Source organism: Halomonas sp. B23F22_3 (assembly GCF_043496965.1).
Lineage (GTDB): Bacteria > Pseudomonadota > Gammaproteobacteria > Pseudomonadales > Halomonadaceae > Halomonas.
In genome coordinates this window covers 166,070-187,985 of record NZ_JBIEKG010000005.1, presented here as the reverse complement: position 1 = coordinate 187,985, position 21,916 = coordinate 166,070, and the positions used below count along the sequence as shown (strand labels likewise).

Below are 21,916 nucleotides of genomic sequence, written 5' to 3'. Positions count from 1 at the left end.
CGACGTATTCGCCATGGGGTTCTGAACCGCCGGCGGAGCAAATTTTTTCGTTGCTCGCCACGATGATGGGGTGCATTGATAAGCATTCCCATTTGTGTCACTGTCTCGACCCGTTCGAGATCACCATCGGAGAGTCGCCTTGAGGATGTTTCGCTTCCACGCCGCGCTCGTTGCGGTCGTCACCCTGTGCGGTGCCGGCCTGGCTCAGGGACAAGGGCAGTGGCAGGAGTCGCTGGTCGATCGATCCGCCGAGGCGCAGCGCCGCCAGGCCGAGTTGCAGACGCGCATCGACGCCGCCGATGACGAGACGCGCCGCCTGATCGACGAGTTGCGCCAGGCCAGGGCCGAGGCGCAGCGGGTCGAGGCCTACAACGCCGAGCTTGCGCGCGTGGTGGCGCGCCAGGAGGAGACGCTGGCGCGCCGAGAGCGCGCCCTGGAGGGCGCCGCGACGACCCGCGAGGGGCTGCCGCCCCTATTGCGTGGGATGGTCGAGCGCCTCGATCGCTGGATCGAGGCCGACCTGCCATTCCTCGAAGACGAGCGCCGGGCCCGGGTCGCGAGCCTGGAGCGCACCCTCTCCGACCCGGCGCTGTCGCCCGCCGAGCGGCTGGATCGCGTGCTCGCCGCCTGGCGCGGTGAGCTCGCCTACGGGCGCGAGCTGGATGCCTGGCGGGGGTTGCTGGACGGCGAGCGGGAGGTGGACTTCCTGCGGCTGGGGCGGGTCGGCTTCTATTACCTGACCCCGGACGGCCGCGAGGGCGGCGTATGGAAGGCCGATGAGCAGGCCTGGCAGCCCCTCGACAAGGCGTCGCGCCGGCGGCTCGAGAACGGCCTGCGCATCGCCCGCGAGCAGCGGGCCCCCGAGCTGCTGACGCTGCCGGTCTCCCAGCCCATCGCTCAACCGGAGACGACCCACGAGCGCGGGGGAGAAGCCTCATGACGCTGTCACGATACGCGGGCCGCCTGCTGCTGTGCGCGGCCCTGATGCTGCCGGCGGCGCTGATCCAGGCCCAAGGCGAGACTCAACAATCCCAGGCTCGGCAGGACACCCCGGCCTCCTTCGCCGAGGCGCGCCAGGCCGAACTGGAGCGAGACAGGGCGCGGCTGGCCGAGCTGGTCGATGACCGCGATGCCCTGCGGCGCGCCGTCGACGCCGCGGCCGAGCGCCGCGACGCGGCGGTCGCGCGGCGCCAGGCGCTCGAGGCGCAGCACGACGAGCAGCAGGCGCGCCGTGAGGCCTTGGCGCAGCGGCAGCAGGCCCAGGGCGGCGAGCTGTCGGCCGTCAAGCCGGTGCTGGAGCGTCATGTCGGCGAGCTGCGCGACGCCCTCGGCGAGAGCTGGCTCACCCTCGACGGGCCCGAGCTGCCCGCGCGCGGCGAGGCGGACACGCTGCCCGACCTCGCGCGAATCGAGTCGCTGGCCGATGCGCTGATGGCCCTCACCCGCGAGACCGGGCGCATCGAGCGGCTGACCCTGCCGGTGGCCTCGGTCGACGGTCGCGTCGCCCCCCGGGAGGTGCTGCGGGTCGGGGATCTGGCCATGATCGGCGACGGGCGCTGGCTGCGGCGGGAATCTCCCGAGCTGCCGCCGGCCGCGATGGCCGCGACCCCCGACGATGCCGTCGAGACCCTGACGGCCTTCGCGCGGGGCGAGAGCGACCGGGTCAGCCTCGACCCCACCGGCGGCGAGCTGCTCGAGGCGCTGATCCAGCGCCCCGACCTGCTGGCGCGCTTCCACCAGGGCGGCGCCGTGGGCTACGTGGTGGTGGCACTCGGCGCACTGGGGCTCTTGATCGCCCTGGGCCAGTACGGCTACCTGATGCGCGTGACCGTGCGACTGCGTCGCCAGCTCCGGGACGGCGCGAGCCTGCGCGATGACAATCCCCTGGGGCGCGTGCTGGCCAAGGTGCAGACGCTGCGCCAGGGCCTGGTGCCCGAGGCGCTGGAGGCGCGCCTCGACGAGGCGCTGCTCGCCGAGCTGCCGCGGCTCGAGCGGGGTCAGGCGCTGGTCAAGCTGCTGGCGGCGGTGGCGCCGCTGCTGGGGCTGCTCGGCACGGTGACCGGCATGATCGGCACCTTCCAGTCGATCACCGTGTTCGGCACCGGCGATCCGCAGCTGATGGCGGGCGGCATCAGCCAGGCGCTGGTCACCACGGTGCTGGGCCTGATCACCGCGGTGCCGCTGATGCTCGCCCACACCGCGCTCGCCAGCCGCAGCCGCTGGCTCTCCGGGGTGATTGAGGGGCGGGCCAGCGCTGCGCTTGCCGAGCACCTCGAGGCCCTGCCGGCCCCCGCCCCGCGTCGCGAGTCGCAGCATGCCGCTTCCCTGGCCTGAGGTGATGGCGAGCGCCACCGCGCCGCTCGCCTGGCTGGGCCAGGCCGGGGGGCCAGTGCTGGTGGCGATCGGTGCGGTGGCCATGCTGCTGTTCTCGCTGGCGCTGGAGCGCTGGTGCTACTTCCGCTTCGTCTGGCGACGCGAGCGTCAGGCCCTGGTGGCGCGCTGGGTGCGCCGCGACGAGCATGCCAGCTGGAGTGCGCTGACGCTGCGCGAGGTCTGGACCCAGGAGTTGATCGCCCGGCTGCGCCGCCCCCTGCCATGGCTCAAGCTGCTGGTGGCGCTCTGTCCGCTGCTCGGCCTGCTGGGCACGGTGACCGGCATGATCACCGTCTTCGAGGGCCTGGCCGCCAGCGAGACCAGCCAGGCCCGCGCCATGGCCGACGGCGTCGCCCGGGCCACGCTGCCCACCCTCGCCGGCATGGCGGTGGCGGTGGCCGGGCTGCTGTTCACCACCCGTCTCGAACACATCATTCGGCGCGAGGACCAGCGGCTGCATGACCGCATGGCCCGCGCCGTGGAGGAGCCCGATGCGTAGGCGTCGCCTGAGTGCCGACAGCGGCGAGACCAGCGAGGTCAACCTGACCCCCATGCTGGACGTCGTCTTCATCATGCTGATCTTCTTCATCGTCACCACCAGTTTCGTCAAGGAGAGCGGCGTGGAGATCGAGCGTCCCGCGTCCAGCGCCGCCACGCCGCGGCCCGAGGCCCAGGTGATGGTGGCCCTGACCGCCGAGGGCGCGGTGTGGGTCGACGGCGCGCCGGTGGACGCGCATCGCGTCGGCGAGGCCGTCGTGCCCCTGGTGAGTGAGCAGGGCGGGGTGGTGATCCAGGCCGATCGCGCCTCCACCACCGGCCTGCTGGTCGAGGTGATGGATCGCCTGCGCGAGGCGGGTATCGAGCAGATCGCGGTCGCGGCCTCCCGGGAGGGGGCGTGATTCGCTGGCCGTTGGCGTCCCTGGCCGGGGCCTTGTTGGCGCTGCTGCTGTTCTGGGGGCTGGCGCTGCTGGTGGCGCCGCCCGAGGCGGAGGTCGAGCGGCGCGAGAGGGTCATGACGATGAGCATGGCCGCGGCGGTCGACCAGCCGGTGCAGCCGGCCGAGACGACGGCCCCCGCGCCCAGCGCACCGCCCGCGCCGCAGCCGGCACCTCCCAGCCCGCCACCGCCGGCGCCGGTGCCCGACAGCACCTTGTCACTGCCGGAGCCGACGCCGGCCGATCCTCCGCCGGTGCGGCCCGAGGAGAGTGCCGAGCTGGACACCGCGCTGCCCGAGCTGACCGAGGCGGTGCCGACGCCTGAGCCAGCACCAAAGCCCGAACCGCAGCCCGCACCGCAGCCAGAGCCGCCACCCTCTCCCGAGCCGGCGAGCCCGTCGGCGACGACGACCGAGGCCACCGCAACGCAGCAGGCCGCCGCCTCGGGGCAGGGCGCGCCGAGCGCCGACAGCCAGGCCAGCCAGGCGGTGCAGGACGTGGGGCAGGCGACGCCTACCCGGCGCGTGCCGCCGAGCTACCCGCGGCGCGCCCAGCGCCGCGGCCTCGAGGGGCATGTGGTTGTGGAATTCCTGATTCGTCCCGATGGCCGGGTCAAGGCCGGCTCGGTCCGGGTGGTCGAGGCCCGGCCGCGTCGTGTCTTCGACGAGGCGGCCACGCGGGCCATCGCCGACTGGCGCTTCGAGGCCGATGGCCGCCTGCGTCGCGCCCGTCAGCGACTCGAGTTTCAGCTGAGGTGAGCCCATGTCGCATGCGTTGATTCGATGGCGTCCCTTCACGCGACGCCGGCTGCCCGGCCTCGCCGCTGGGCTGCTGCTGACGGCCTGTACCTCGGTGCAGGCCCAGCCGGCCCTGCCCGGGAGCTTCATTCGCGACCTCGAGGGTCTCGAGGCCCGGCTCGAGGAGGCGCCCGCCGAGGTGCTGACCGAGGTGCAGGCCAAGGCGAGCCGACAGGCCGAGCGCCTGACGGCGGGCAACGACGCCGATCGCTGGGCCCGTGCCCTCTACCTGCAGTTGGCGGCCGGCGCGGCGGCGCGCCAGGACGAGCACGGGCGAGCCGCCGCGTGGCTTTCCGCCGCGGCGGGAAGCGACGTGGCGCCCGAGGCCTGGCGCCAGGCGCGCCGTCGCGAGGCGGCGCTGCAGTACCGTGCCGCGGGGAAAACGGCCGTGGCCGCGGACCGCCTCGCCCGCTGGCTGGAGGAGGCCTCGGTGCCGCCCGTCGAGGAGCGCTGGCGGCTGATCGGCTGGCTGGCCGAGCTCGAGCGCTGGGAGGCTGCCGCCACCCGGCTCGAGGCGCTGGAGGAAGTGCCGCGGGGAGAGGGGCGTCGGACACTGGCGCTCGCGATCTATCGGCAGGCGGGCCGCGACGGCGAGGCCCTGGCGCTGCTGCGCGAGCAACTGGGGCGCGAGGCCGATCCGGCAGAGTGGCGCCGCGCCGCGGCGCTGGCGCAACAGCTGGGAGAGGCGGGGCTCGCTGCGGCGCTCTGGGAGGCCGGCTGGCGGCGGGGCGCCCTGTCGGGTGAGGAGGACCTGCGGCGCCTGGCGAGGCTGCACCTCGCCGGAGGCACTCCCGCACGGGCGGCCGAGCATCTGGAAAGGGGGCTCGCGGCCGGCGTGTTGGCGAGCGATGCCCGTCACCGGCGGCTGCTGGCCACGGCCTGGGAGGCGGCGCGCGATCATGGCCGGGCGCTATCGGCCTGGGAGGCGGTCGCCCGCGACAGCGAGCAGGCAACCGACTGGCTGCGCCTGGGCCAGCTGGCCCACGGCTGGGGGGAGGAGGCGCTGGCGGGCCGCGCCCTGAGGCGGGCCCGCGCGCTGGGCGCCGAGGAGGCCGAGGCGTGGCTCGCCTCGCTGCCCGACGCCGGTGAGGAGGGCGCCGCGGCGCTCGCCGATCAGGTCGAGAGGTCGGTCCAGACCGGGGCGTGATCCGAGGGCTTCTCCATGGCGCGCAGCGCGTAGTCGATGCCGGCGTCCGCGACGCGCTCGGCGAGCGGTGCACTGACCAGGATATGGTCGATGCGCAGCCCGCGCCGGGGCTCGCGCTCGAAGCCGCGGGAGCGATAGTCGAACCAGCTGAAGCGGTCGTCGACCTCGGGATAGCGGACGCGGTAGCTGTCGGTCAGGCCCCAGGCCTTGATGCCGGCGAGCCACTCGCGCTCCACCGGCTGGAAGCTGGTCTTGCCCTCGCGCAGCCAGCGTTTGCGGTTGGCCTCGCCGATGCCGATGTCGATGTCCTCGGGGGAGATGTTGAAGTCGCCCATCACCGCCAGGTGCTCATCCGCGCGGTGCTGCGTCTCCAGCAGTCGCTGGAGCTGAGCGTAGAACCGGCGCTTGTGGGGAAACTTCACCGGGTGCGCGACGTTCTCGCCCTGGGGAAAGTAGCCGTTCCAGACGGTGATCGGCGTGCCGCCATTCGGCGTGAATCGCGCGCCGATCATGCGGCGCTGGGCGTCGTCCCCGTCATCGGGGAAGCCCTTGAAGACCGCCTCGGGCTCGCCGCACTGGGCCGTGTCGATCATCAGGGCCACGCCGTAGTGGCCCTTCTGGCCGTGGAACTCGACGCGATAGCCCATCGCCTCCACGGCGGCCACGGGAAACTCGCTGTCCTGGACCTTGGTCTCCTGCAGGCCGATCACCGCCGGGCGATGCGCCTCGATCAGGGCCTCGAGCTGGTGCAGCCGGGCACGAATGCCGTTGATGTTGAATGACACCAGGCGCATCGGTCAGTCGTCCTTGTGCTCGGTCGTGTCGGGGTGGATCGCGATGGACGGCCCCGCTTCCTGGCGGGCCTGCTTGCGCGCCGCCTGCAGCTTGCGCTGCTGGCGCTTCTTCTGGGAGAAGCGGGTCGACGAGGTCACCTGATCGGGATTCTCGTGGCGCCACTTCTTGAAATCCTTGCGCTTGCCGGTGCGAATCTGCACCTTGTCGGCCAGCGAACGGGTCTTCTTTCGGCGTGTCATGGTGCAACTCCTGCATGTTAGGGCGCCATTCTAGCAGCCGCGACCCACCTGCCGACAGCAATCGAGCGCCGACGGGCGTCCGGGGGCGCCCTCGCCGCCGGAGGCTGTTACAATGGCGGTTTGCGTCACGCACCCCATCCACCCAAACGGACATGACAGCACAGCCTATGAGCGAGTCGGAACAGACCCCAGCACCGGCCCAGAACCGCAAGCCCAAGCGTCGTCGGCGCAAGCCGCGGCGGCGTCAGTCGAACTGGGATCTGCGCCAGTTCCAGGTTCCCGCCGTGGCGGGCAAGTGGCGCTTCCACGACTTCGATCTGCCGCTGCCGCTGATGCGGGCGATCCACGCCCTGGGGTTCGAATACTGCACGCCGATCCAGGCCGAGGCCCTGGCACAGACCCTGCTGGGCGGCGACGTGGTCGGCAAGGCCCAGACCGGTACCGGCAAGACCGCGGCCTTTTTGATCTCGATCCTGGCCTACTTCCTCGAGGAGGAGGCGCCCAACGCCCAGAAGCCGGGCGCGCCGCGCGCGCTGATCGTGGCCCCGACCCGCGAGCTGGCGCTGCAGATCGAGAAGGATGCCAAGGCACTGGCTCGCTTCACCGACCTCAAGGTGGCGAGCGTGGTGGGCGGCATGGATTACCAGAAGCAGCGCGAGGCGCTGGGCGACAAGCTCGACATCCTCGTCGCCACCCCGGGCCGGCTGCTGGACTTCCACGAGAAGCGCGACGTCGACCTGACCCAGGTGGAAGTGCTGGTGCTCGATGAGGCCGACCGCATGCTGTCGATGGGCTTCATTCCCGACGTCAAGCGCATCATCCGCCATACGCCGAACACCGAGCAGCGCCAGACCTTCCTGTTCTCGGCGACCTTCAGCCAGGACATCCTCAACCTGGCCAGCCAGTGGACCCATCAGCCGGCCCACGTGGAGATCGCGGTCACCGTCGACAACGCCGCCGACATCGACCAGCGCGTCTATCTGGTCGGCGACGAGGACAAGCAGCGCCTGCTGGTCAACCTGCTCAAGCAGGAAAGCTTCGAGCGCGTGATGGTGTTCGGCAACCGCCGCGACCTGGTGCGCAAGCTCGACGACCTGCTCGAGAAGGCCGGCATCAATGCTGCCATGCTCTCCGGCGACGTGCCCCAGAACCAGCGCATCGAGACCCTCGAGAAGTTCCGCGAGGGCCAGATCCAGGTGCTGGTGGCCACCGACGTGGCGGGACGTGGCATCCATATCGAGGATGTCAGCCATGTGATCAACTACACCCTGCCGGAAGATCCGGAGGACTATGTCCACCGCATCGGCCGCACCGGCCGCGCCGGCGCCAAGGGCGTGTCGATCAGCTTCGTCGGCGAGGAGGATGCCTTCTCCCTGCCGGAGATCGAGCGCTACATCAACGACAAGCTGCCGTGCGAACACCCGCCGGAAGGGCTGCTCTGACGGCCCATGCTTGACGAGGCGCTGAAGGGCGAGATCCAGGAGGCCTATCGCCGAGTGCTCGAGGGCCTGGGGCTGACGCCGCGCTACGGGCAGCGGCTGATGATCGCCGAGATTGCCCGCACCCTGGCGGGCATCGAGGCGGACGACGCCGGCCGGCGCCTGAGCGACGAACACGTCTGCGTGCTCGAGGCCGGCACCGGCACCGGCAAGACGCTGGCCTACCTGCTGGCCGCGCTGCCGGTGGCCAAGGCCCGCGGCAAGCGGCTCGTCATCGCCACCGCCACCGTGGCCCTGCAGGAGCAGGTGCTCCATCAGGACCTGCCCTCGCTCAAGACCCACAGCGGACTCTCCTTCGACTACGCCCTGGCCAAGGGGCGCGGCCGCTACGTCTGCGTAGCGCGTCTCGACCAGGCGCTGGATGGCGGCGAGGAGAACCCGACGCTGTCGCTCTTCGAGCAGTCCCTGGCCAGCGGCGGCGACGACTTCCAGGCGCTGGTCAAGGAACTCGGCGAGGCCTACGGCAGCGGGCGCTGGGAGGGCGATCGCGACAGCTGGCCCGAGGCCATCGACGACGGCCACTGGCGCCGTCTGACCGTGGATCATCGCCAGTGCACCAATCGTCGCTGCGGCCACTTCGCCTCCTGCGCCTTCTTCCGCTCCCGTCGCCACCTCGACAGCGCCGACATCATCGTCGCCAACCACGACCTGGTGCTGGCCGACCTGGCGCTGGGCGGGGGCGTGGTGCTGCCCGACCCCGGCGACTGCATCCACGTCTTCGACGAGGGGCATCACCTGCCCGACAAGGCGCTGCAGCACTTCACCCATCGCGTCGCCATCGGCGGGGCGCTGCGCTGGCTGCGCACCCTGAAGAGCTCGCTCACCGAGCTCAACCAGGCGCTGGCCGTGCAGCCGACCCTGGCCCGCCTGCTGGCCGGGCTGCCCGAGGCGATCAACGTGCTGGAGCCGCGCCTCGGCGAGGCCTTCGCGCTGGGTCACCAGCTCGCCGGCCGACCCCAGGGACTCGGCGAAGGCGAGGAGAGCCGGCATCATCGCTTCGAGATGGGCCGCGTCCCGGACGCGCTGCGCGAGCACGCCGACGGCCTGGTGACGCTGTTCGCCGAGCTCTCGCGGACCCTGGAATCGATGGCGGATATCCTGCGCGAGAGCCTCGACCCGGAGAAGCACACCGGCCTGCCCCGGGAGCAGGCCGAGGCCTGGCTGCCGCTGGTAGCGCTGCTGCACGGTCGGGCCCTGGAGGCCCATGCCCTCTGGGTGGCCTTCGCCGAGACGGACCCCGACGGCGAGCCGCCCCGGGCGCGCTGGCTGACCCTGGAGCGTTTCAATGGCGAGCCGGAGCTGAACTTCTCGGCGAGCCCGGTCTCCGCGGCGCACACCCTGGCGCGCAACCTCTGGGGCCGCACCTTCGGCGCCGTGATCACCTCGGCGACGCTCACTGCGCTCGGCCGCTTCGAGCGACTCCAGGAGCGGGCCGGGCTCGCCAATCGCTACCGCTACCAGCGCTTGCCGAGCCCCTTCGACTACTCCCGGGCGGTGCTCAGCGTGCCTCGGGAGGCGGTCGATCCCGCCGACCGCGAGGGTCATGAGCGGGCCATCGTCGACTTCGTCGAGGCCCTCGGCGAGCAGGAGGCGGTGCTGATGCTCTTCTCGTCCCGGGCGCAGCTGCGCGGCGTGGAGAAGGCGCTCTCCAGGCCGCGTCGCGAGCGGGTGCTGGCTCAGGATCGGCTGCCCAAACGCGAGCTGATCACCCGCCACCGGGGGCGGGTCGACGCGGGGGAGGGCAGCATCATCTTCGGCCTGGCGAGCTTCGCCGAGGGCATCGACCTGCCCGGCGACTACCTGACCCACGTGGTGATCACCCGGCTGCCCTTCTCGGTGCCGGACGACCCGGTGGGGGCGACCCTGGCCGAATGGATCGAGAGCCGGGGCGGCAACCCCTTCATGCGCATCAGCGTGCCGGACGCCTCGATCAAGCTGGTGCAGGCCTGCGGTCGACTGATCCGCAAGGAGGCCGACCAGGGTCGCATCACGCTGCTCGATCGTCGGGTGCTGACTCGCCGCTATGGCCGTGCTTTGCTCGACGCCCTGCCGCCCTTCGTGCGGGAGATCGACGGGGTCGTGCAGGACGCCGGATGAAGCTGATCCTCAGCCGCAAGGGCTTCGACAGCGCTGCCGGTGGCGTGCCGAGCCCGATCCTGCCCGACGGGCGGCTGATCGTGCTGCCCATTCCCGACGACCACTCCCTCACGACCTACGGCGAGCTCGCCCAGGACGGCGAGCCGCTGGCCCCCCTGGTCAGTGACCTGACCCGGGGCCGGCTCACCGCCCGCGACCGGGTGCACCTCGATCCCGACCTGCTGGAGGAAAGCCTGCCGCGCTCGCCGGGCTGGCGGCCGCTGTTCGGCCAGATGGGCCAGGCCCAGGGCCACCTGCGCAACCAGGGCGTCGGGCCGGGGGACCTGTTCCTGTTCTTCGGACTCTTCCGGCCGGTCACGCCAGGCCGCGACGGCTGGGCCTTCGTGCCGGAGGCGCGGCCTCGCCACGTGCTCTGGGGCTGGATGCAGGTGGCGTGCGTGCTGCCCCTGGATGGCCCGTTGCCGCCAGAGATGGCGTGGGCGAGCGGCCACCCGCACTGCCAGCGTCGGGCGAGCAACAACGTGCTCTATGTCGCCCGCCGTCAGCTGGCCCTCGACGGGCTCGCCGACACCCTGCCGGGCGCCGGCGTCTTCTCCCATGACGCGCCGGCCCTGCGCCTCACCGCCCCGGACGCCCCCAAGGTCTCCGACTGGCGGCTGCCGTCCTGGTGCTATCCGCACGGCGGCCGTCCGCCGCTCTCCTATCACGCCGATCCCGGCTGCTGGCGCCGGCAGGCGAATCACACCGAGCTCAAGGCCGTGGCCCGGGGGCAGGAGTTCGTGCTGGACGCCGCGGCCTACCCCGAGGCGCTGCCCTGGTCGGGCGAGCTGATCCGGGAGCACGCGGCGAGATAGGCCTGGCTCGAGACGGGGGCTTTCCTGAGACGGGGCTTTCAGAGAGCTCTTCCGCTAACGAGACGGGCCCGCCAAGTGGCGGGCCCGTCTCGTGTTTTGACCGCGGCTCGCGCGGGGCAGGGCGCTCAGGCGGCCTGGCGACGCTTGGCCAGCACCGGGGCGAGCTTCTCGTTCATGCGCTTGAACGAGTCGACGGTGGTGTCCCAGTCGATGCAGGCGTCGGTGATCGAGACCCCGTAGGCGAGGTCGGCGGGATCCTCGGTCATCTTCTGGTTGCCCCAGCCGAGGTTGGATTCCACCATCAGCCCGATGATCGAGTGATTGCCCTCGAGAATCTGGTTGGTGACGTTCTCCAGCACCAGCGGCTGAAGGGCCGCGTCCTTGTTGGAGTTGGCGTGGGAGCAGTCGATCATGATGTTGGCTTTCAGCTTGGCCTGGTTCAGCTCCTGCTCGGCCAGCGCCACGCTGACGCTATCGTAGTTGGGCTTGCCGTTACCGCCGCGCAGGACCACGTGTCCGTAGGCGTTGCCGCGGGTGCGGATGATCGCCACCCGGCCGGCCTGGTCGATGCCCAGGAAGTTGTGCGGGTGGGCCACCGACTGCAGGGCGTTGACGGCGACATCGAGGCTGCCGTCGGTGCCGTTCTTGAAGCCCACCGGGCAGGAGAGGCCGGAGGACATCTCGCGGTGGGTCTGGGACTCGGTGGTGCGCGCCCCGATGGCCGACCAGCTGATGCAGTCCTGGATGTACTGCGGCGAGATCGGGTCCAGCGCCTCGGTGGCCAGCGGCAGGCCCATCTCGGCCAGCTCCACCAGCAGCCTGCGGGCGATATGCAGCCCCTCCTCGATCTCGAACGAGCCGTTGAGGTGCGGGTCGTTGATCAGGCCCTTCCAGCCCACCGTGGTGCGCGGCTTCTCGAAGTAGACGCGCATCACGATGTAGAGGCTGTCCTTGACCTCGTCGGCCAGGCGGCGAAGCTGGCGTGCATAGTCCAGAGCGGCGTCCACGTCGTGGATGGAGCACGGGCCCACCACCATCAGCAGGCGGGGGTCGCGGCCGTCGAGGATGGCCTGGATGGTCTCGCGGCCCTCGATCACCGTGCGCTCGGCGGCCTCGGTCAGGGGAATCTCCCGCTTCAGGGCCTCGGGGGTGATCAGAACGTCCTGGGCGAGAACGTTGAGGTTGTTGACCTGCTGTTCTGACATGGTGCTTCCTGTGTCGTGTCTGCGCTGATGGCGAAATTATTTGGCATCTACTATCGCGCGCGGGGCCGGCAAATTCAATCGTCGCCGCTGCCCGTCGGGCCGGTCGCGATGGCCGTGACGGCGGTGCGGCGAGTCGATCGGCTTGATGGACGTTCAAGAAACAGGAACACTTGTACCTTTCGAGATTCACGACCCCGACCCTTCAGCGGCGACATGCCCCAGGTTGACACTATGCTAGCGACATCACGGCTTTCGCGACCCGAGCTCGGGTCGTCATCCACGCCTTTCCGTTCAGGGAGGGCCTGAATGGGCACCCGGGAAACCGATCAGCAGCTCGTCGAGCGAGCCCAGCAAGGGGATAGCCGCGCCTTCGACCTGCTGGTGAAGAAGTATCAGCACAAGATCATCGGCCTGATCAGCCGCTACGTGCACGATCATGCCGAGGTGCAGGACGTCGCCCAGGAGGCCTTCATCAAGGCCTATCGGGCGCTGGGGAAGTTTCGCGCCGAGAGCGCCTTCTATACCTGGATGTACCGCATCGCCATCAACACCGCCAAGAACTATCTGGTCTCCAAGGGGCGCCGGCCCCCCGGCAGCGATCTGGATATCGTCGACGCGGAGATCGTCGATCACAGCGGGCGGCTGGCCGATTCCGAGACGCCCGAGGCGGCCATGGCGCGCGACCAGCTGCAGTCGGCCATCTTCGAGGCGATCGAGGCGCTGCCCGACGACCTGCGCACGGCGATCACCCTGCGCGAGCTCGACGGGCTCTCCTACGAGGACATCGCGGCCATCATGCAATGTCCCGTGGGCACCGTTCGCTCACGGATCTTTCGCGCCCGTGAGGCCGTGGATCAGCATATCCGCCCGCTGGTCACCACTGCGCGTAACCAGGAGTCGGTGACCGAGTAAGCCGGCCGGGCCGGGAAACTGCATGTTTTTTGACGATTTGCTGAACTGTCCTCGCTCTGCGACGTCATATGCGGTGACCGGCCCGCCACCCGCGGGAACGTACATGCCGACATGGCCAGGGCGACACGCGCCGATGTCGGAAATTACAGGCAGTCAAAGGGCCCGGAGCGGGTCGCCTTGTCGAGTGTGAGGTGTGAAGAATGAGTCAGAACGCACGGGAATCGCTTTCTGCCCTGATGGACAACGAAGGGGATGAACTGGAGCTGCGTCGCGTCCTCAAGTCACTGGATGAATCCCCGGACGCAGCCGATACCTGGCGACGTTATCATCTCATGCGCAGCCTGATGCGTCGGGAACACGAGGTCGATGTCGCCACCGACCTCTCCGCCGGCATCATGGCGCGGCTCGAGGACGAGCCGCTGCCGCAGTTCGAGGCCGATGACAAGGCCGGCGATGGCGCCCGACGTTCCATGTCGCTGATGCGCGGTGCCGGCATCGCCGCCGCGGTGTCGCTGATGGTGATCACCGGCGTGCAGTTCTATCACGGCGGCATCGACTCCGGACAGGTGCCCGCCGACGTGGCCGCCCAGTCGCCCGCGCAAGCCCTGCAGGCCAGCCCGGCCGCCCTCGGTGGGGGCGAGCTTGCCGCGTCGCGGGCCGCCGAACGGCCTTCGCTCGCCGACCTGCCGCTGTTCCAGTCTCCCGCCGGTGATGGCCGGGGGCTGATGACGGTGGGCGCCGGCGTCGATTCCCCGCTGGTGCTTTCCCCCCGCCAGTCCGCTCGCGTCAATCAGCAGCAGGCCCAACTGCTGCAGTCCTACCTGGATCGTCACGCCGAGGGCGCGGCCTACGGCAGCGGTGATACCTGGATGCCGCTGCTGCGCGCCTCCGGTAGCGAGTCGCTGGGTCAGCGCTGATGCGTTCGGGTCACCCGACCCGCGGGGTCACGAGATCTCTTCCGGTGTTCCTGTTGACTGGCCTGCTCGCGGCGTTGCCGACGGCAGGCCTGGCGCAGGGCGAGTCGGCCCCGGCCGAGGGGGGCGCCGCCGAACCCGCGGAAGACAACCCTGCCGGCCACGGTCGTGCCGGCAACGACCGGGCCGAGCGCTTCGACTGCCAGGCGCTGAGCGCCCAGCCGGCTCCCGAGAGCGCCCGGGGCTGGCTCGAGAGAAGCCTCTGGGCCAATCATTGTTATGCCTTCCAGGCGCGCGCCGTGCGCATCGGCAGCGACGGCGTCCGCTCGCTGGCGCTCTCCCACGACATCGTGGAGGGGGTAGAGCGCGAGGTGGCCCGGTTTCTCGACGGTCCACCGGTAGTCTTCGAGCGGCGCGGGCGCGTCGGTCGCCTGAAGTGGGCCGATGGCGATGGGGCGGTGGCCGCCTCGCCGGCCGGCATCGTCGCCCATCTCGAGGGGCTCTATCGCCTGCGGCTCAGCGGTGAGGAGCGTCTCGCCAACCGCAATACCGTGCGTCTCGATATCGAGCCCCTGGACGATCTGCGCTATGGCCACCGCTTCTGGCTCGACATGGCCACGGGGCTGCCCCTCAAGCAGATCCTGCTGGACGAGCAGGGGCGCGTGGTGGAGACCTTCCAGATCACCCAGCTGAATCGGCCCCGCCTGCATCAGGGGGCGATCGACCTCGATCGTGCGCGTCCCGCCCCCGACGATCCCTGGCGGCCGACCTGGCTGCCCGACGGGTTCACTGCCAAGCCGGTCGAGACCCGCAGTCCGCGCCACAACGAGGCCGTCGGGCATCGCGTCTACAGCGATGGCCTGGCCACCCTCAGCCTGTTCGTCGAGCCCGTGGCCGGCAGGGACCAGCTGATGCCCGGCCTGCATCGTCTCGGGGTCTCCCATGCGGCCGTTCGCCACCGCGAGCTGGGTGGTCAGGCTCGCCAGGTGGTGGTGATGGGCGAGCTGCCGCCGCGGGTGTTGATCCGCGTGGCTGACTCGGTGACCTGGCAGGCCCCGGCGGATGACGCCTCGCCCTGACCGGAACCTTTTGGCACGAGCGCGGTAAGAAAAGGCACGCGCTTTTCTTCCCTTCCAGTCGACCCAGGAGTGCTTCATGAAACGCATGACGCGACATCTTTCCCTCTGGATGCTGCTTGCCACGACACTGCTGGCCTGGCAATCGGCCATGGCCCGCGAGCTGCCGGACTTCACCGAGCTGGTCGAGCAGGCCGCGCCCGGCGTGGTCAACATCTCCACCACGCGCACGGTGGAGGGGCGCGGACCCTCCTTCCACGACTTCGGCGGGCGGGAGATTCCCGAGATCTTTCGGCACTTCTTCGGCGATCGTTTCGGCGACCAGTTCGAGATGCCCCCCGGGCACGGTCAGCGCCCCCGCGAGGAGCGCCAGTCGCTAGGCTCGGGGTTCATCATCGACGAGGACGGCTACGTCATGACCAACGCCCACGTCGTCGACGGGGCCGATGAGATCGTGGTGCGCCTCAACGACCGACGCGAGCTGCAGGCCGAACTGGTCGGCGCCGATGCCAAGACCGACGTGGCCGTGCTCAAGGTCGATGCCGAGAACCTGCCCACCCTGGAGCTCGGCGACTCCGACGGGCTGAGCGTGGGGCAGTGGGTGGCGGCCATCGGTTCGCCCTTCGGCTTCGATCATTCGGTGACCGCCGGCATCATCAGCGCCATTGATCGCACGCTGCCCCGCGACGCCTACGTGCCCTTCATCCAGACCGACGTGGCCATCAACCCGGGCAACTCCGGTGGCCCGCTGTTCAACCTCGACGGCGAGGTGATCGGGGTGAACTCGCAGATCCTCACCCGCAGCGGCGGCTACATGGGGCTCTCCTTCGCGATCCCGATCAACGTCGCCATGGACGTGGCTGACCAGCTGCGTGACGACGGCCAGGTCAGCCGCGGCTGGCTCGGCGTGATGATCCAGCCGGTCTCCCGCGATCTGGCCGAGTCCTTCGGCATGGAGACCGCCGAGGGCGCGCTGATCGCCGACCTGGATCCCGAGGGACCGGCCGCCCGCGGGGGGCTCGAGGCCGGCGACGTGATCCTGTCGGTGAACGGCCGCGAGGTGGACCAGTCCAGCACCCTGCCGCGACTCATCGGCCAGGTGCTGCCGGGCAGCGAGGTCGAGCTGACCCTGCTGCGCGACGGCGAACGCCGCGAGGAGACCGTGACCCTCGGCGAGTGGCCGGACGCCCAGGGCGGGGCCGCCGCGTCCGCTGCGGATGAAGGCTCGAGCCGGCTCGGCATCGCCGTGCAGCCGCTGCCGGAAGGCGAGCGCGATGAGCTCGGCATCGATCATGGCGTGCGTGTCGCCGAGGTCGATCCGAGCGGCGCCGCCGCTGCCGCGGGGCTGCGCGTCGGCGACGTGCTGGTCAGCATCGACCACCGCGCCGTCGAGGATCCCGACCAGCTCGCGAGCCTGGTGGCCGAGCTGCCCGAGGATCGTGCGGTGCCGGTGCGCCTTTTCCGCGAGGGCCGCTCGATGTTCGTGGCCATGCGGCTTTCCAGCGACTGATCCGGCCGCTCAGCGGCCCACCCGGGCCCGCTGATGGGCCCTGATCCGGGCCTTTCCTGATCGCGACCCGACGGCCGCCGCCGTCGGGTCGCTGTATCTGGCAGGCGCATCCCGCTACAATGGCGCCCATTCCATCAGAGCCCGCCAGCCGACCGCCTCGCGATCCGTCGGGTCGGCCGTGGCCCGACACCCACAAGGCAGAATCGACTCGATGTCCCAAGACGCAACCTCCGATCCCCTCAAGCACATCCGTAACTTCTCGATCATCGCCCACATCGACCATTGACCTCCGGCAACAGACAGCCATAACCCGCCAAGAACACCCCGCCGCACCGCCTCCCGCCTGAATCTTCAAGACATCGCCAGCCGACCACGGCCACCAAAAGACACAGCCAGCCACTAGAAATCTGTACTTGCCTGCGTACATACTCAGCCCCTCAATGACACGATGCTGGGGAGCATGTACACATGGCGCTGACCGACGCCTGGCTGAAGGCCGTGCACCGCAAGCCGCGGGAGGCCACCACCGAAAAAGCCGATCGCGATGGACTGGGCGCGCGCGTCACCCTGACCGGCAAGGTCGTCTTCCAGCTGCGCTTTCGCTACCAGGGCAAGGCCGCCCGCATGGATCTCGGCAGCTATCCTGCGATGACGCTCAAGCAGGCCCGTGACGAAGCCACTCGAAGGCGCGGGCAGCTCGAACAGGGCCACGACCCGCGGACGATGAAACGGGTGGAGCAGGCCAGCATTGCCGACGCGCCCACCAACGAGAAGCTGATCCGGGACTGGCACGCGCGCTACTGTCAGGCGCACAAGGTGGGGGAAAAGGAGATCCTTCGCAGCTTCGAGCTTCACGTCATCCCCGACCTGGGCCGGCTGCCGGCCGACGAGACGGGGCTGCGCCAGTGGATGGACCTGCTCGAGCCCCTGGCGGCCAAGAAGCCGCGCATCGCCGAGCGGGTGCTGACCAACATGAAGCAGGTGCACAAGTGGGGTGCTCGCCGCGGGATCGTGGAGAACCAGCCGCTCGCGGCGATCTCGGCGAAGGAGGATCTCCACGTCAACAAGAAGCGGGTGAAGGGCAGAGCCCTCGACGATGGCGAGCTGTGGGTGCTGTGGCAGGCAGTGGAGCGCTCGCGGATGCCGCTGCGCTCCAAGCTGTTCATCAAGCTGGTGCTGCTTTACGGGTGTCGGCCGGGAGAGCTGGCCGGGGCAAGGCGGGAGGAGTTCGACTTCGAGGCGGGGGTGTGGGAGATACCGCCGGAGCGGCACAAGACGGGGAGGGTGACGGGGCGCGCGCTGCGTCGCCCCATCATCGACGAGATGGCGCCGCTGCTGCGTCAGGCCATGACGCTGTCTCACGCGCCGGACCTTCTGTTCAGCGGCGAGTCGAAGTCGTTACCGCTCAACGATCGGTCGATCCTGAGCTTCCCGTACAACGTGATGCGGGTGGCGAAGAGCCAGATGGGAAAGGAGATGGCCCACTGGTCGATGTACGACCTGAGGAAGACGGCTCGAACCAACTGGGCCACGCTGGCCGAGCCTCACGTCTGCGAGCTGATGCTGGGGCATGTGCTTCCCGGGGTGTGGCAGGTCTACGATCGGCACGACTACCTGGAGGAGCAGGCAGGGGCCTATCGGGCATGGCATGAGCGGCTCACGCGGCTTGTGAGCGGCGAGCCTCCCACGCCCTGACGTCACTCTCCCGCCACCGCGATTCGGCGCCGTGACCGCCGGCGATCACCGGCTTGGGAAATCCCATCTCGCGCTGCCAACGGTGCAGGGTGCGGGTCGAGCGGCCGTAGCGTTTACAGAGCTCGCTGGTGCTGATCATCGGATCATCGTGCATGGCATCCTCCTGAAACGAGAAAGCCGCCTCGCGGGCGGCATTGAGCGGCATGTTGCTCACTCTGAGGGTGGGGTGGTGGTCTCTGAGCGAGATAGTGCTCAGTGCGTGTATTCGCGCTCAAGTATCCGGCGGGCACCGGGCGGCCACTGGTTGAATTTCCGCCGCGTGCTCGAGACGGTGCCGTAGATCATCATCCGATCCACCTTGACCAGGTTGGCGGCCATGCCTCGGAGCGCGTACCGGCGATGGCTGTTGTCCATCCATTCTGATGCCGGCTCGTTGCAGACGTCGGCGAACATGCCACGGTATACGCCGAGACGCTGGCGATAGTCCTTCAGGCCTTTCGGTCCTCGGTAGCTCATCCATCACTTCCTGGCCGCGGCGCGGCGGCTGTCATCATCCGGTAGAGCAGGTCGGCCTGGGCCGCCTTCGGGACATGGCCGCTGCCCTGCATGGCATAGTCGGGCCAGCTCTCCAGGATCTCCGGCCCGTGGTAGAGCTCGCAGTGCGATCGGGCGTCCTCATAGGTCAGCGGCGCGCCGCCGGAGAGGAGGATCAGGAAGCCGCGGACTGCGTCGTCCATCTCTCCGGTCGTGCCGGGCGCCGGCACCGTCTGCCAGCCTTTCGGCGTGTGGCGGCGGTTCCACGCCTCGATGCTCGGCGCTGTGGCGCCACAGCCCATGCACTCGGGCCCTTGCTGGCCCTGGCCGTCGTACCATCCGTGCTTGTCCACGTCGGACGACCCGCAGAACGGGCAATGTATCGGCTCGCTCATTCTCCCTCCCTGGCCGTGTCGGCCTGCTCGCCATGAGCGTTTCGCCAAACCTCGAATGCGCCTTCGATATGCGGCCAGATGATCGGGTTTGTCGCGTCCTTCAAAGCCTCCTTGTATGCCTCGGCGCCCTTGAGCTGCTTCTCGGCATCCCGGCGGGCAAGGGAAGTGGCGGGGTCATACTCGGGCGACCAGTCGTTTTCATCGAACCAGTTATCCATGGGTTCCAGGTCGCCGTTGAGGTGGTGGTTAGCCACCATCAAACCTTCGCCGTAGAGGCACTTGTCGAAGTCTTCCAGCTTCGCGTTGAGTCTCTCAGCATGCGCCGCCAGCACATCCCTTTCGTCCTTCAGCCGGTTGAAGCCCTCCGTGAGCGCGTCTGCCAGTTCGCGGCTGATATGGGTATTGGCGCCGATGCTCTGGCGCATCCTGTCAAATTGCTGCCAAACGTCGTCGCTCATGACGCCTCCTTGAGCGCTGATTCCAGAATGTGAACGATGCCGGTGCCGGCGGCGGCCGGCAGGTGCTCGCCGGCGTAGTGCCGGGCGCGGCGCACGGCGCCGATCAGGCTCTCCACCCGCAGCTCGGCGCGGTCGAGCTGATCGGCTAGGGCGGCCTTCTCGGCCTCCAGCTCCTCGTTGCGGGTGCACAGCATGGCGTTGATGTCTTCGGTGGTCGGTGCCTGCTTCGCGGCGGTGGCGGTCATGATGCGTTCTCCAGGTTGTCGCGGATCCAGTCGAGCTCCTCGGCGTGAGTGGCGTCCTGCAGGACGGCGCGACCATCCGGGGCTCGGATGATGCGGTGATGCTTGCCGGCGCCGCGGCGGGGAAGTCGCTCGACTCGGTAGCCGTAGCGGGCCCACTTGGCGTTGGGGCTGTCGGGGTGGGGCGTCATGCGGCTTCCCACTGCTCGATCTCCTCGTCGGTCAGGTCCAGTTCGTGCCGCAGACGGCGCAGCACCGGCAGCATCGACGGCCAGTTGGGCGACCAAGGCCGCATGATCACGGCCCGGTCGAAGATGTGGTTCGGGTTGCAGCTGGCTTCGGCGGTCTCGAGGGTCTGCTGGATGATCGGCAGCAGCTGGTCCTCGAACTCAGGGCGGCCGTCCTCGTCGCGGATCACCTGCCCCTGGTCATCGGTGCGCGCTCGCCAGGCGGCGATGCGCTGGTGGGCGCGGCTGTCGGCCAACTCGCGGTACTGGCTGCCGTCCCGGGCGCGGCAGTAGACGATGCACAGCACCTCCCAGAGTTGCGGCGAGCGCTCGGCCATGCCGAGCACTGCGTTCTGCTTGTCGGCCGGCACCGGCGCCAGGAAGCCGTGGCGATCGTGCTCCAGGCCGTAGCCGGCCCGGCGGTGGAAGTAGGCGAGGTTGACCCAGCGCTGGGAGCGGCCGGTCATGACGTCCTGCTGGCGGCGGCTCAGCTTGCGGCTTCGCTTCTTCATGCGGCCTCCTTGGGTGCTGGCATGTATTTGCGCTCGTGGCTGAAGTTGGCCTCGACGATGGCGCGCGCCATCGGTGGGCAGACGGAATTGCCGATCAGGCGGACTTGCTGGTACTTGGGCACGGCCCGGCCTGCCACCTCGGCGAACTGGTAGTCGGCGGGGAAGCCTTGGGCGGCGGCGAGTTCATGGGGCTGGAGCATGCGCATGCCGATGTCGACGATGGCGTACTGCTCGCCCTCGATGGTCACGGTCACCAGCCCGAAGCGGTCCTTGGTCGGCATGGTGTGCATGGGCTCCCCCATCACCTGGCCCACGCCCTGGCCGTAATACTTCACCAGGAAGGCGGCCACGGCCGCGGCGTGGGTGCCGCCGGCGCAGACGGTGGGCATGGGGTGCCGAGGATCCCGCCCGCCGCGGTCGCTGCCCTTGAGGTTGATCAGGCTCACGGCCACTGGGGCGTTGTGGTCGGTGGCGGTGATGGTTGGCAGGGGCTTGCGCAGGTCGTCGCCGACCACGCCTGTGTAGTGCTTGGCCAGGAAAGCTGAGACCAGGGCGTGTTTCTCACCGCCGGCAACCACGGTGCCGAGTGGGCGGTTCAGGTCCAGCACCCGCGGGGACTGCCCGGGGCGCTCGCCGTAGCCGGTCTGGATCATGAACGGCTCGGCCGCCTCGACCACGTAGCGCATCACGCCCTTGGCGATCCGCCGAAGGGTGGCGTCGGCCAGCGGGCGCGGCCGGTCAAAGATCGATGGGCACGGGATACTCCAGTCGATGCACTCGGCGGCGGTGCGCCACGGCTTCACCTTTCCCAGTCGGACATGGGGCGCCGCTGGGTCGGCGTGCGTCGGCTTGGGCCACACGATCGGTAGGCCATCGCGCCGGGCCACCAGGAACAGCCGGCGGCGAATGGTCGGGGCACCGAAGTCGCAGGCGCGCAGGATCCGCCAGTCCACTTGGTAGCCGTGGCGCTTCATGGTGCGCACGAAGGCCCGGAAGGTCTGCCCCTTGCGCCCCGGGTCCGGCACGATGCGGCCCTGGGCATCCTTGAGCAAAGGGCCCCAGTCGAGGAACTCCTCCACGTTCTCGAGGCAGATCACCCGCGGTTTCACCTTGGCCGCCCAGCGGGCGGCGACCCAGGCGAGCCCGCGCACGCTCTTGGAAACCGGGCGCCCGCCCTTGGCCTTGCTGTGGTGGCGGCAGTCCGGAGAGAACCAGGCCAGCCCCACCGGCATTCCGTGGGTGGCCTGTTCGGGGTCGATGTCCCACACGTCGGCCACGCTGTGCTCGGCGCCCGGGTGGTTGGCGGTGTGCACGGCGATGGCGGTGGCGTCGTGGTTGATGGCGAGATCCACCGGGCGGCCCAGGGCCTGCTCGATGCCCTCTGACGCGCCGCCACCACCGGCGAAGTTATCGACCACCAGCTCGTGGCCGAACAGGTTCAGACTGGTCATGCGTCTCTCCCTGGCATGAAAAAGGCCACCAATCAGGGGTGGCCGAGAC

Annotated in this window: 25 protein-coding genes; 14 read left to right on the top strand and 11 right to left on the bottom strand. The window is 69.7% G+C overall.

Annotation, left to right across the window (positions count from 1 at the left end):
* The first annotated feature begins 145 nt into the window (after nucleotides 1-145).
* Genes ACGTNG_RS12910 through ACGTNG_RS12885 form a run of 6 tightly spaced genes read left to right on the top strand, consistent with a single transcriptional unit; the run spans nucleotide 146 to nucleotide 5,252 of the window.
* Nucleotides 146-940, top strand: a complete 795-nt coding sequence (locus ACGTNG_RS12910) for a DUF3450 domain-containing protein (protein ID WP_394577465.1) — start codon at nucleotides 146-148, stop codon at nucleotides 938-940.
* A complete protein-coding gene (locus tag ACGTNG_RS12905; protein ID WP_394577464.1) occupies nucleotides 937-2,334 on the top strand; it encodes a MotA/TolQ/ExbB proton channel family protein in 1,398 nt (465 codons plus the stop codon). Before ACGTNG_RS12910 ends, ACGTNG_RS12905 begins: the two co-directional genes overlap by 4 nt.
* Nucleotides 2,315-2,872, top strand: a complete 558-nt coding sequence (locus ACGTNG_RS12900; RefSeq protein WP_394577463.1) for a MotA/TolQ/ExbB proton channel family protein — start codon at nucleotides 2,315-2,317, stop codon at nucleotides 2,870-2,872. Before ACGTNG_RS12905 ends, ACGTNG_RS12900 begins: the two co-directional genes overlap by 20 nt.
* Nucleotides 2,865-3,272, top strand: a complete 408-nt coding sequence (locus ACGTNG_RS12895; RefSeq protein WP_394577462.1) for an ExbD/TolR family protein — start codon at nucleotides 2,865-2,867, stop codon at nucleotides 3,270-3,272. The genes ACGTNG_RS12900 and ACGTNG_RS12895 overlap by 8 nt, the downstream gene beginning before the upstream one ends.
* Entirely contained in the window at nucleotides 3,269-4,066 is a 798-nt protein-coding gene (locus ACGTNG_RS12890; protein ID WP_394577461.1) for an energy transducer TonB, read from the top strand. The genes ACGTNG_RS12895 and ACGTNG_RS12890 overlap by 4 nt, the downstream gene beginning before the upstream one ends.
* A gap of 4 nt (nucleotides 4,067-4,070) precedes the next feature.
* Nucleotides 4,071-5,252 carry a hypothetical protein gene (locus ACGTNG_RS12885; protein ID WP_394577460.1) on the top strand — a complete coding sequence of 394 codons (1,182 nt, stop codon included), beginning with the start codon at nucleotides 4,071-4,073 and terminating at the stop codon, nucleotides 5,250-5,252.
* On the opposite strand, the gene xthA is transcribed toward ACGTNG_RS12885, so the two are convergent.
* Complete coding sequence (xthA, locus tag ACGTNG_RS12880) at nucleotides 5,219-6,046, bottom strand: exodeoxyribonuclease III (RefSeq protein WP_394577459.1); 828 nt, start codon at nucleotides 6,044-6,046, stop codon at nucleotides 5,219-5,221. The genes ACGTNG_RS12885 and xthA overlap by 34 nt on opposite strands.
* A gap of 3 nt (nucleotides 6,047-6,049) precedes the next feature.
* Nucleotides 6,050-6,286 (bottom strand): hypothetical protein, encoded by a 237-nt coding sequence (locus tag ACGTNG_RS12875; protein ID WP_394577458.1) that lies wholly within the window; start codon nucleotides 6,284-6,286, stop codon nucleotides 6,050-6,052.
* Nucleotides 6,287-6,453: 167 nt separating this feature from the next.
* Between ACGTNG_RS12875 and rhlB the strand changes: the two genes are divergently transcribed.
* From rhlB to ACGTNG_RS12860, 3 genes are read left to right on the top strand one after another with little or no spacing between them, the layout of a single operon-like run.
* On the top strand, nucleotides 6,454-7,728 hold the full coding sequence (gene rhlB / locus ACGTNG_RS12870) for an ATP-dependent RNA helicase RhlB (protein WP_394577457.1): 1,275 nt from the start codon (nucleotides 6,454-6,456) through the stop codon (nucleotides 7,726-7,728).
* A gap of 6 nt (nucleotides 7,729-7,734) precedes the next feature.
* Complete coding sequence (gene dinG / locus ACGTNG_RS12865; RefSeq protein WP_394577456.1) at nucleotides 7,735-9,882, top strand: ATP-dependent DNA helicase DinG; 2,148 nt, start codon at nucleotides 7,735-7,737, stop codon at nucleotides 9,880-9,882.
* A complete protein-coding gene (locus ACGTNG_RS12860; RefSeq protein WP_394577455.1) occupies nucleotides 9,879-10,736 on the top strand; it encodes an Nmad3 family putative nucleotide modification protein in 858 nt (285 codons plus the stop codon). The genes dinG and ACGTNG_RS12860 overlap by 4 nt, the downstream gene beginning before the upstream one ends.
* A 125-nt stretch (nucleotides 10,737-10,861) precedes the next feature.
* Here the strand turns inward: ACGTNG_RS12860 and ACGTNG_RS12855 are convergent, their stop codons facing one another.
* The gene (locus tag ACGTNG_RS12855) at nucleotides 10,862-11,941 is read right to left on the bottom strand and encodes a 3-deoxy-7-phosphoheptulonate synthase (RefSeq protein WP_394577454.1); all 1,080 of its coding nucleotides are present in this window, start codon (nucleotides 11,939-11,941) and stop codon (nucleotides 10,862-10,864) included.
* A 306-nt stretch (nucleotides 11,942-12,247) separates the two neighbouring features.
* On the opposite strand from ACGTNG_RS12855, the gene rpoE reads away from it, so the two are divergent.
* The 5 genes from rpoE to ACGTNG_RS12830 all read left to right on the top strand — a co-directional run bounded on the left by rpoE (nucleotide 12,248) and on the right by ACGTNG_RS12830 (nucleotide 18,048).
* Nucleotides 12,248-12,853 (top strand): RNA polymerase sigma factor RpoE, encoded by a 606-nt coding sequence (gene rpoE, locus ACGTNG_RS12850; protein ID WP_394577453.1) that lies wholly within the window; start codon nucleotides 12,248-12,250, stop codon nucleotides 12,851-12,853.
* A gap of 200 nt (nucleotides 12,854-13,053) precedes the next feature.
* Nucleotides 13,054-13,770 carry a sigma-E factor negative regulatory protein gene (locus ACGTNG_RS12845; RefSeq protein WP_394577452.1) on the top strand — a complete coding sequence of 239 codons (717 nt, stop codon included), beginning with the start codon at nucleotides 13,054-13,056 and terminating at the stop codon, nucleotides 13,768-13,770.
* Between the two features lie 44 nt (nucleotides 13,771-13,814).
* Nucleotides 13,815-14,846, top strand: a complete 1,032-nt coding sequence (locus ACGTNG_RS12840) for a MucB/RseB C-terminal domain-containing protein (protein ID WP_394577451.1) — start codon at nucleotides 13,815-13,817, stop codon at nucleotides 14,844-14,846.
* A gap of 76 nt (nucleotides 14,847-14,922) precedes the next feature.
* On the top strand, nucleotides 14,923-16,353 hold the full coding sequence (locus ACGTNG_RS12835) for a DegQ family serine endoprotease (RefSeq protein WP_394577450.1): 1,431 nt from the start codon (nucleotides 14,923-14,925) through the stop codon (nucleotides 16,351-16,353).
* A gap of 468 nt (nucleotides 16,354-16,821) precedes the next feature.
* Nucleotides 16,822-18,048, top strand: coding sequence for a tyrosine-type recombinase/integrase (locus tag ACGTNG_RS12830; protein ID WP_394577449.1), 1,227 nt, complete (start codon nucleotides 16,822-16,824; stop codon nucleotides 18,046-18,048).
* Here ACGTNG_RS12830 and ACGTNG_RS12825 read toward each other — a convergent pair.
* The 8 genes from ACGTNG_RS12825 to ACGTNG_RS12790 all read right to left on the bottom strand — a co-directional run bounded on the left by ACGTNG_RS12825 (nucleotide 18,011) and on the right by ACGTNG_RS12790 (nucleotide 21,867).
* On the bottom strand, nucleotides 18,011-18,202 hold the full coding sequence (locus ACGTNG_RS12825) for a helix-turn-helix transcriptional regulator (protein WP_394577448.1): 192 nt from the start codon (nucleotides 18,200-18,202) through the stop codon (nucleotides 18,011-18,013). The two genes, ACGTNG_RS12830 and ACGTNG_RS12825, sit on opposite strands and share 38 nt — an antisense overlap.
* 98 nt (nucleotides 18,203-18,300) lie before the next feature.
* Nucleotides 18,301-18,564 (bottom strand): hypothetical protein, encoded by a 264-nt coding sequence (locus ACGTNG_RS12820; protein WP_394577447.1) that lies wholly within the window; start codon nucleotides 18,562-18,564, stop codon nucleotides 18,301-18,303.
* A complete protein-coding gene (locus ACGTNG_RS12815) occupies nucleotides 18,561-18,977 on the bottom strand; it encodes a hypothetical protein (protein ID WP_394577446.1) in 417 nt (138 codons plus the stop codon). Before ACGTNG_RS12815 ends, ACGTNG_RS12820 begins: the two co-directional genes overlap by 4 nt.
* A complete protein-coding gene (locus ACGTNG_RS12810) occupies nucleotides 18,974-19,435 on the bottom strand; it encodes a hypothetical protein (RefSeq protein WP_394577445.1) in 462 nt (153 codons plus the stop codon). The genes ACGTNG_RS12815 and ACGTNG_RS12810 overlap by 4 nt, the downstream gene beginning before the upstream one ends.
* On the bottom strand, nucleotides 19,432-19,680 hold the full coding sequence (locus tag ACGTNG_RS12805; RefSeq protein ID WP_394577444.1) for a hypothetical protein: 249 nt from the start codon (nucleotides 19,678-19,680) through the stop codon (nucleotides 19,432-19,434). Before ACGTNG_RS12805 ends, ACGTNG_RS12810 begins: the two co-directional genes overlap by 4 nt.
* Nucleotides 19,677-19,868: a hypothetical protein gene (locus tag ACGTNG_RS12800; RefSeq protein WP_394577443.1), complete on the bottom strand. Its 192-nt coding sequence runs from the start codon at nucleotides 19,866-19,868 to the stop codon at nucleotides 19,677-19,679. Before ACGTNG_RS12800 ends, ACGTNG_RS12805 begins: the two co-directional genes overlap by 4 nt.
* Nucleotides 19,865-20,416 (bottom strand): hypothetical protein, encoded by a 552-nt coding sequence (locus ACGTNG_RS12795; protein WP_394577442.1) that lies wholly within the window; start codon nucleotides 20,414-20,416, stop codon nucleotides 19,865-19,867. The genes ACGTNG_RS12800 and ACGTNG_RS12795 overlap by 4 nt, the downstream gene beginning before the upstream one ends.
* Entirely contained in the window at nucleotides 20,413-21,867 is a 1,455-nt protein-coding gene (locus ACGTNG_RS12790; RefSeq protein WP_394577441.1) for a DNA cytosine methyltransferase, read from the bottom strand. The genes ACGTNG_RS12795 and ACGTNG_RS12790 overlap by 4 nt, the downstream gene beginning before the upstream one ends.
* Nucleotides 21,868-21,916 lie beyond the last annotated feature (49 nt).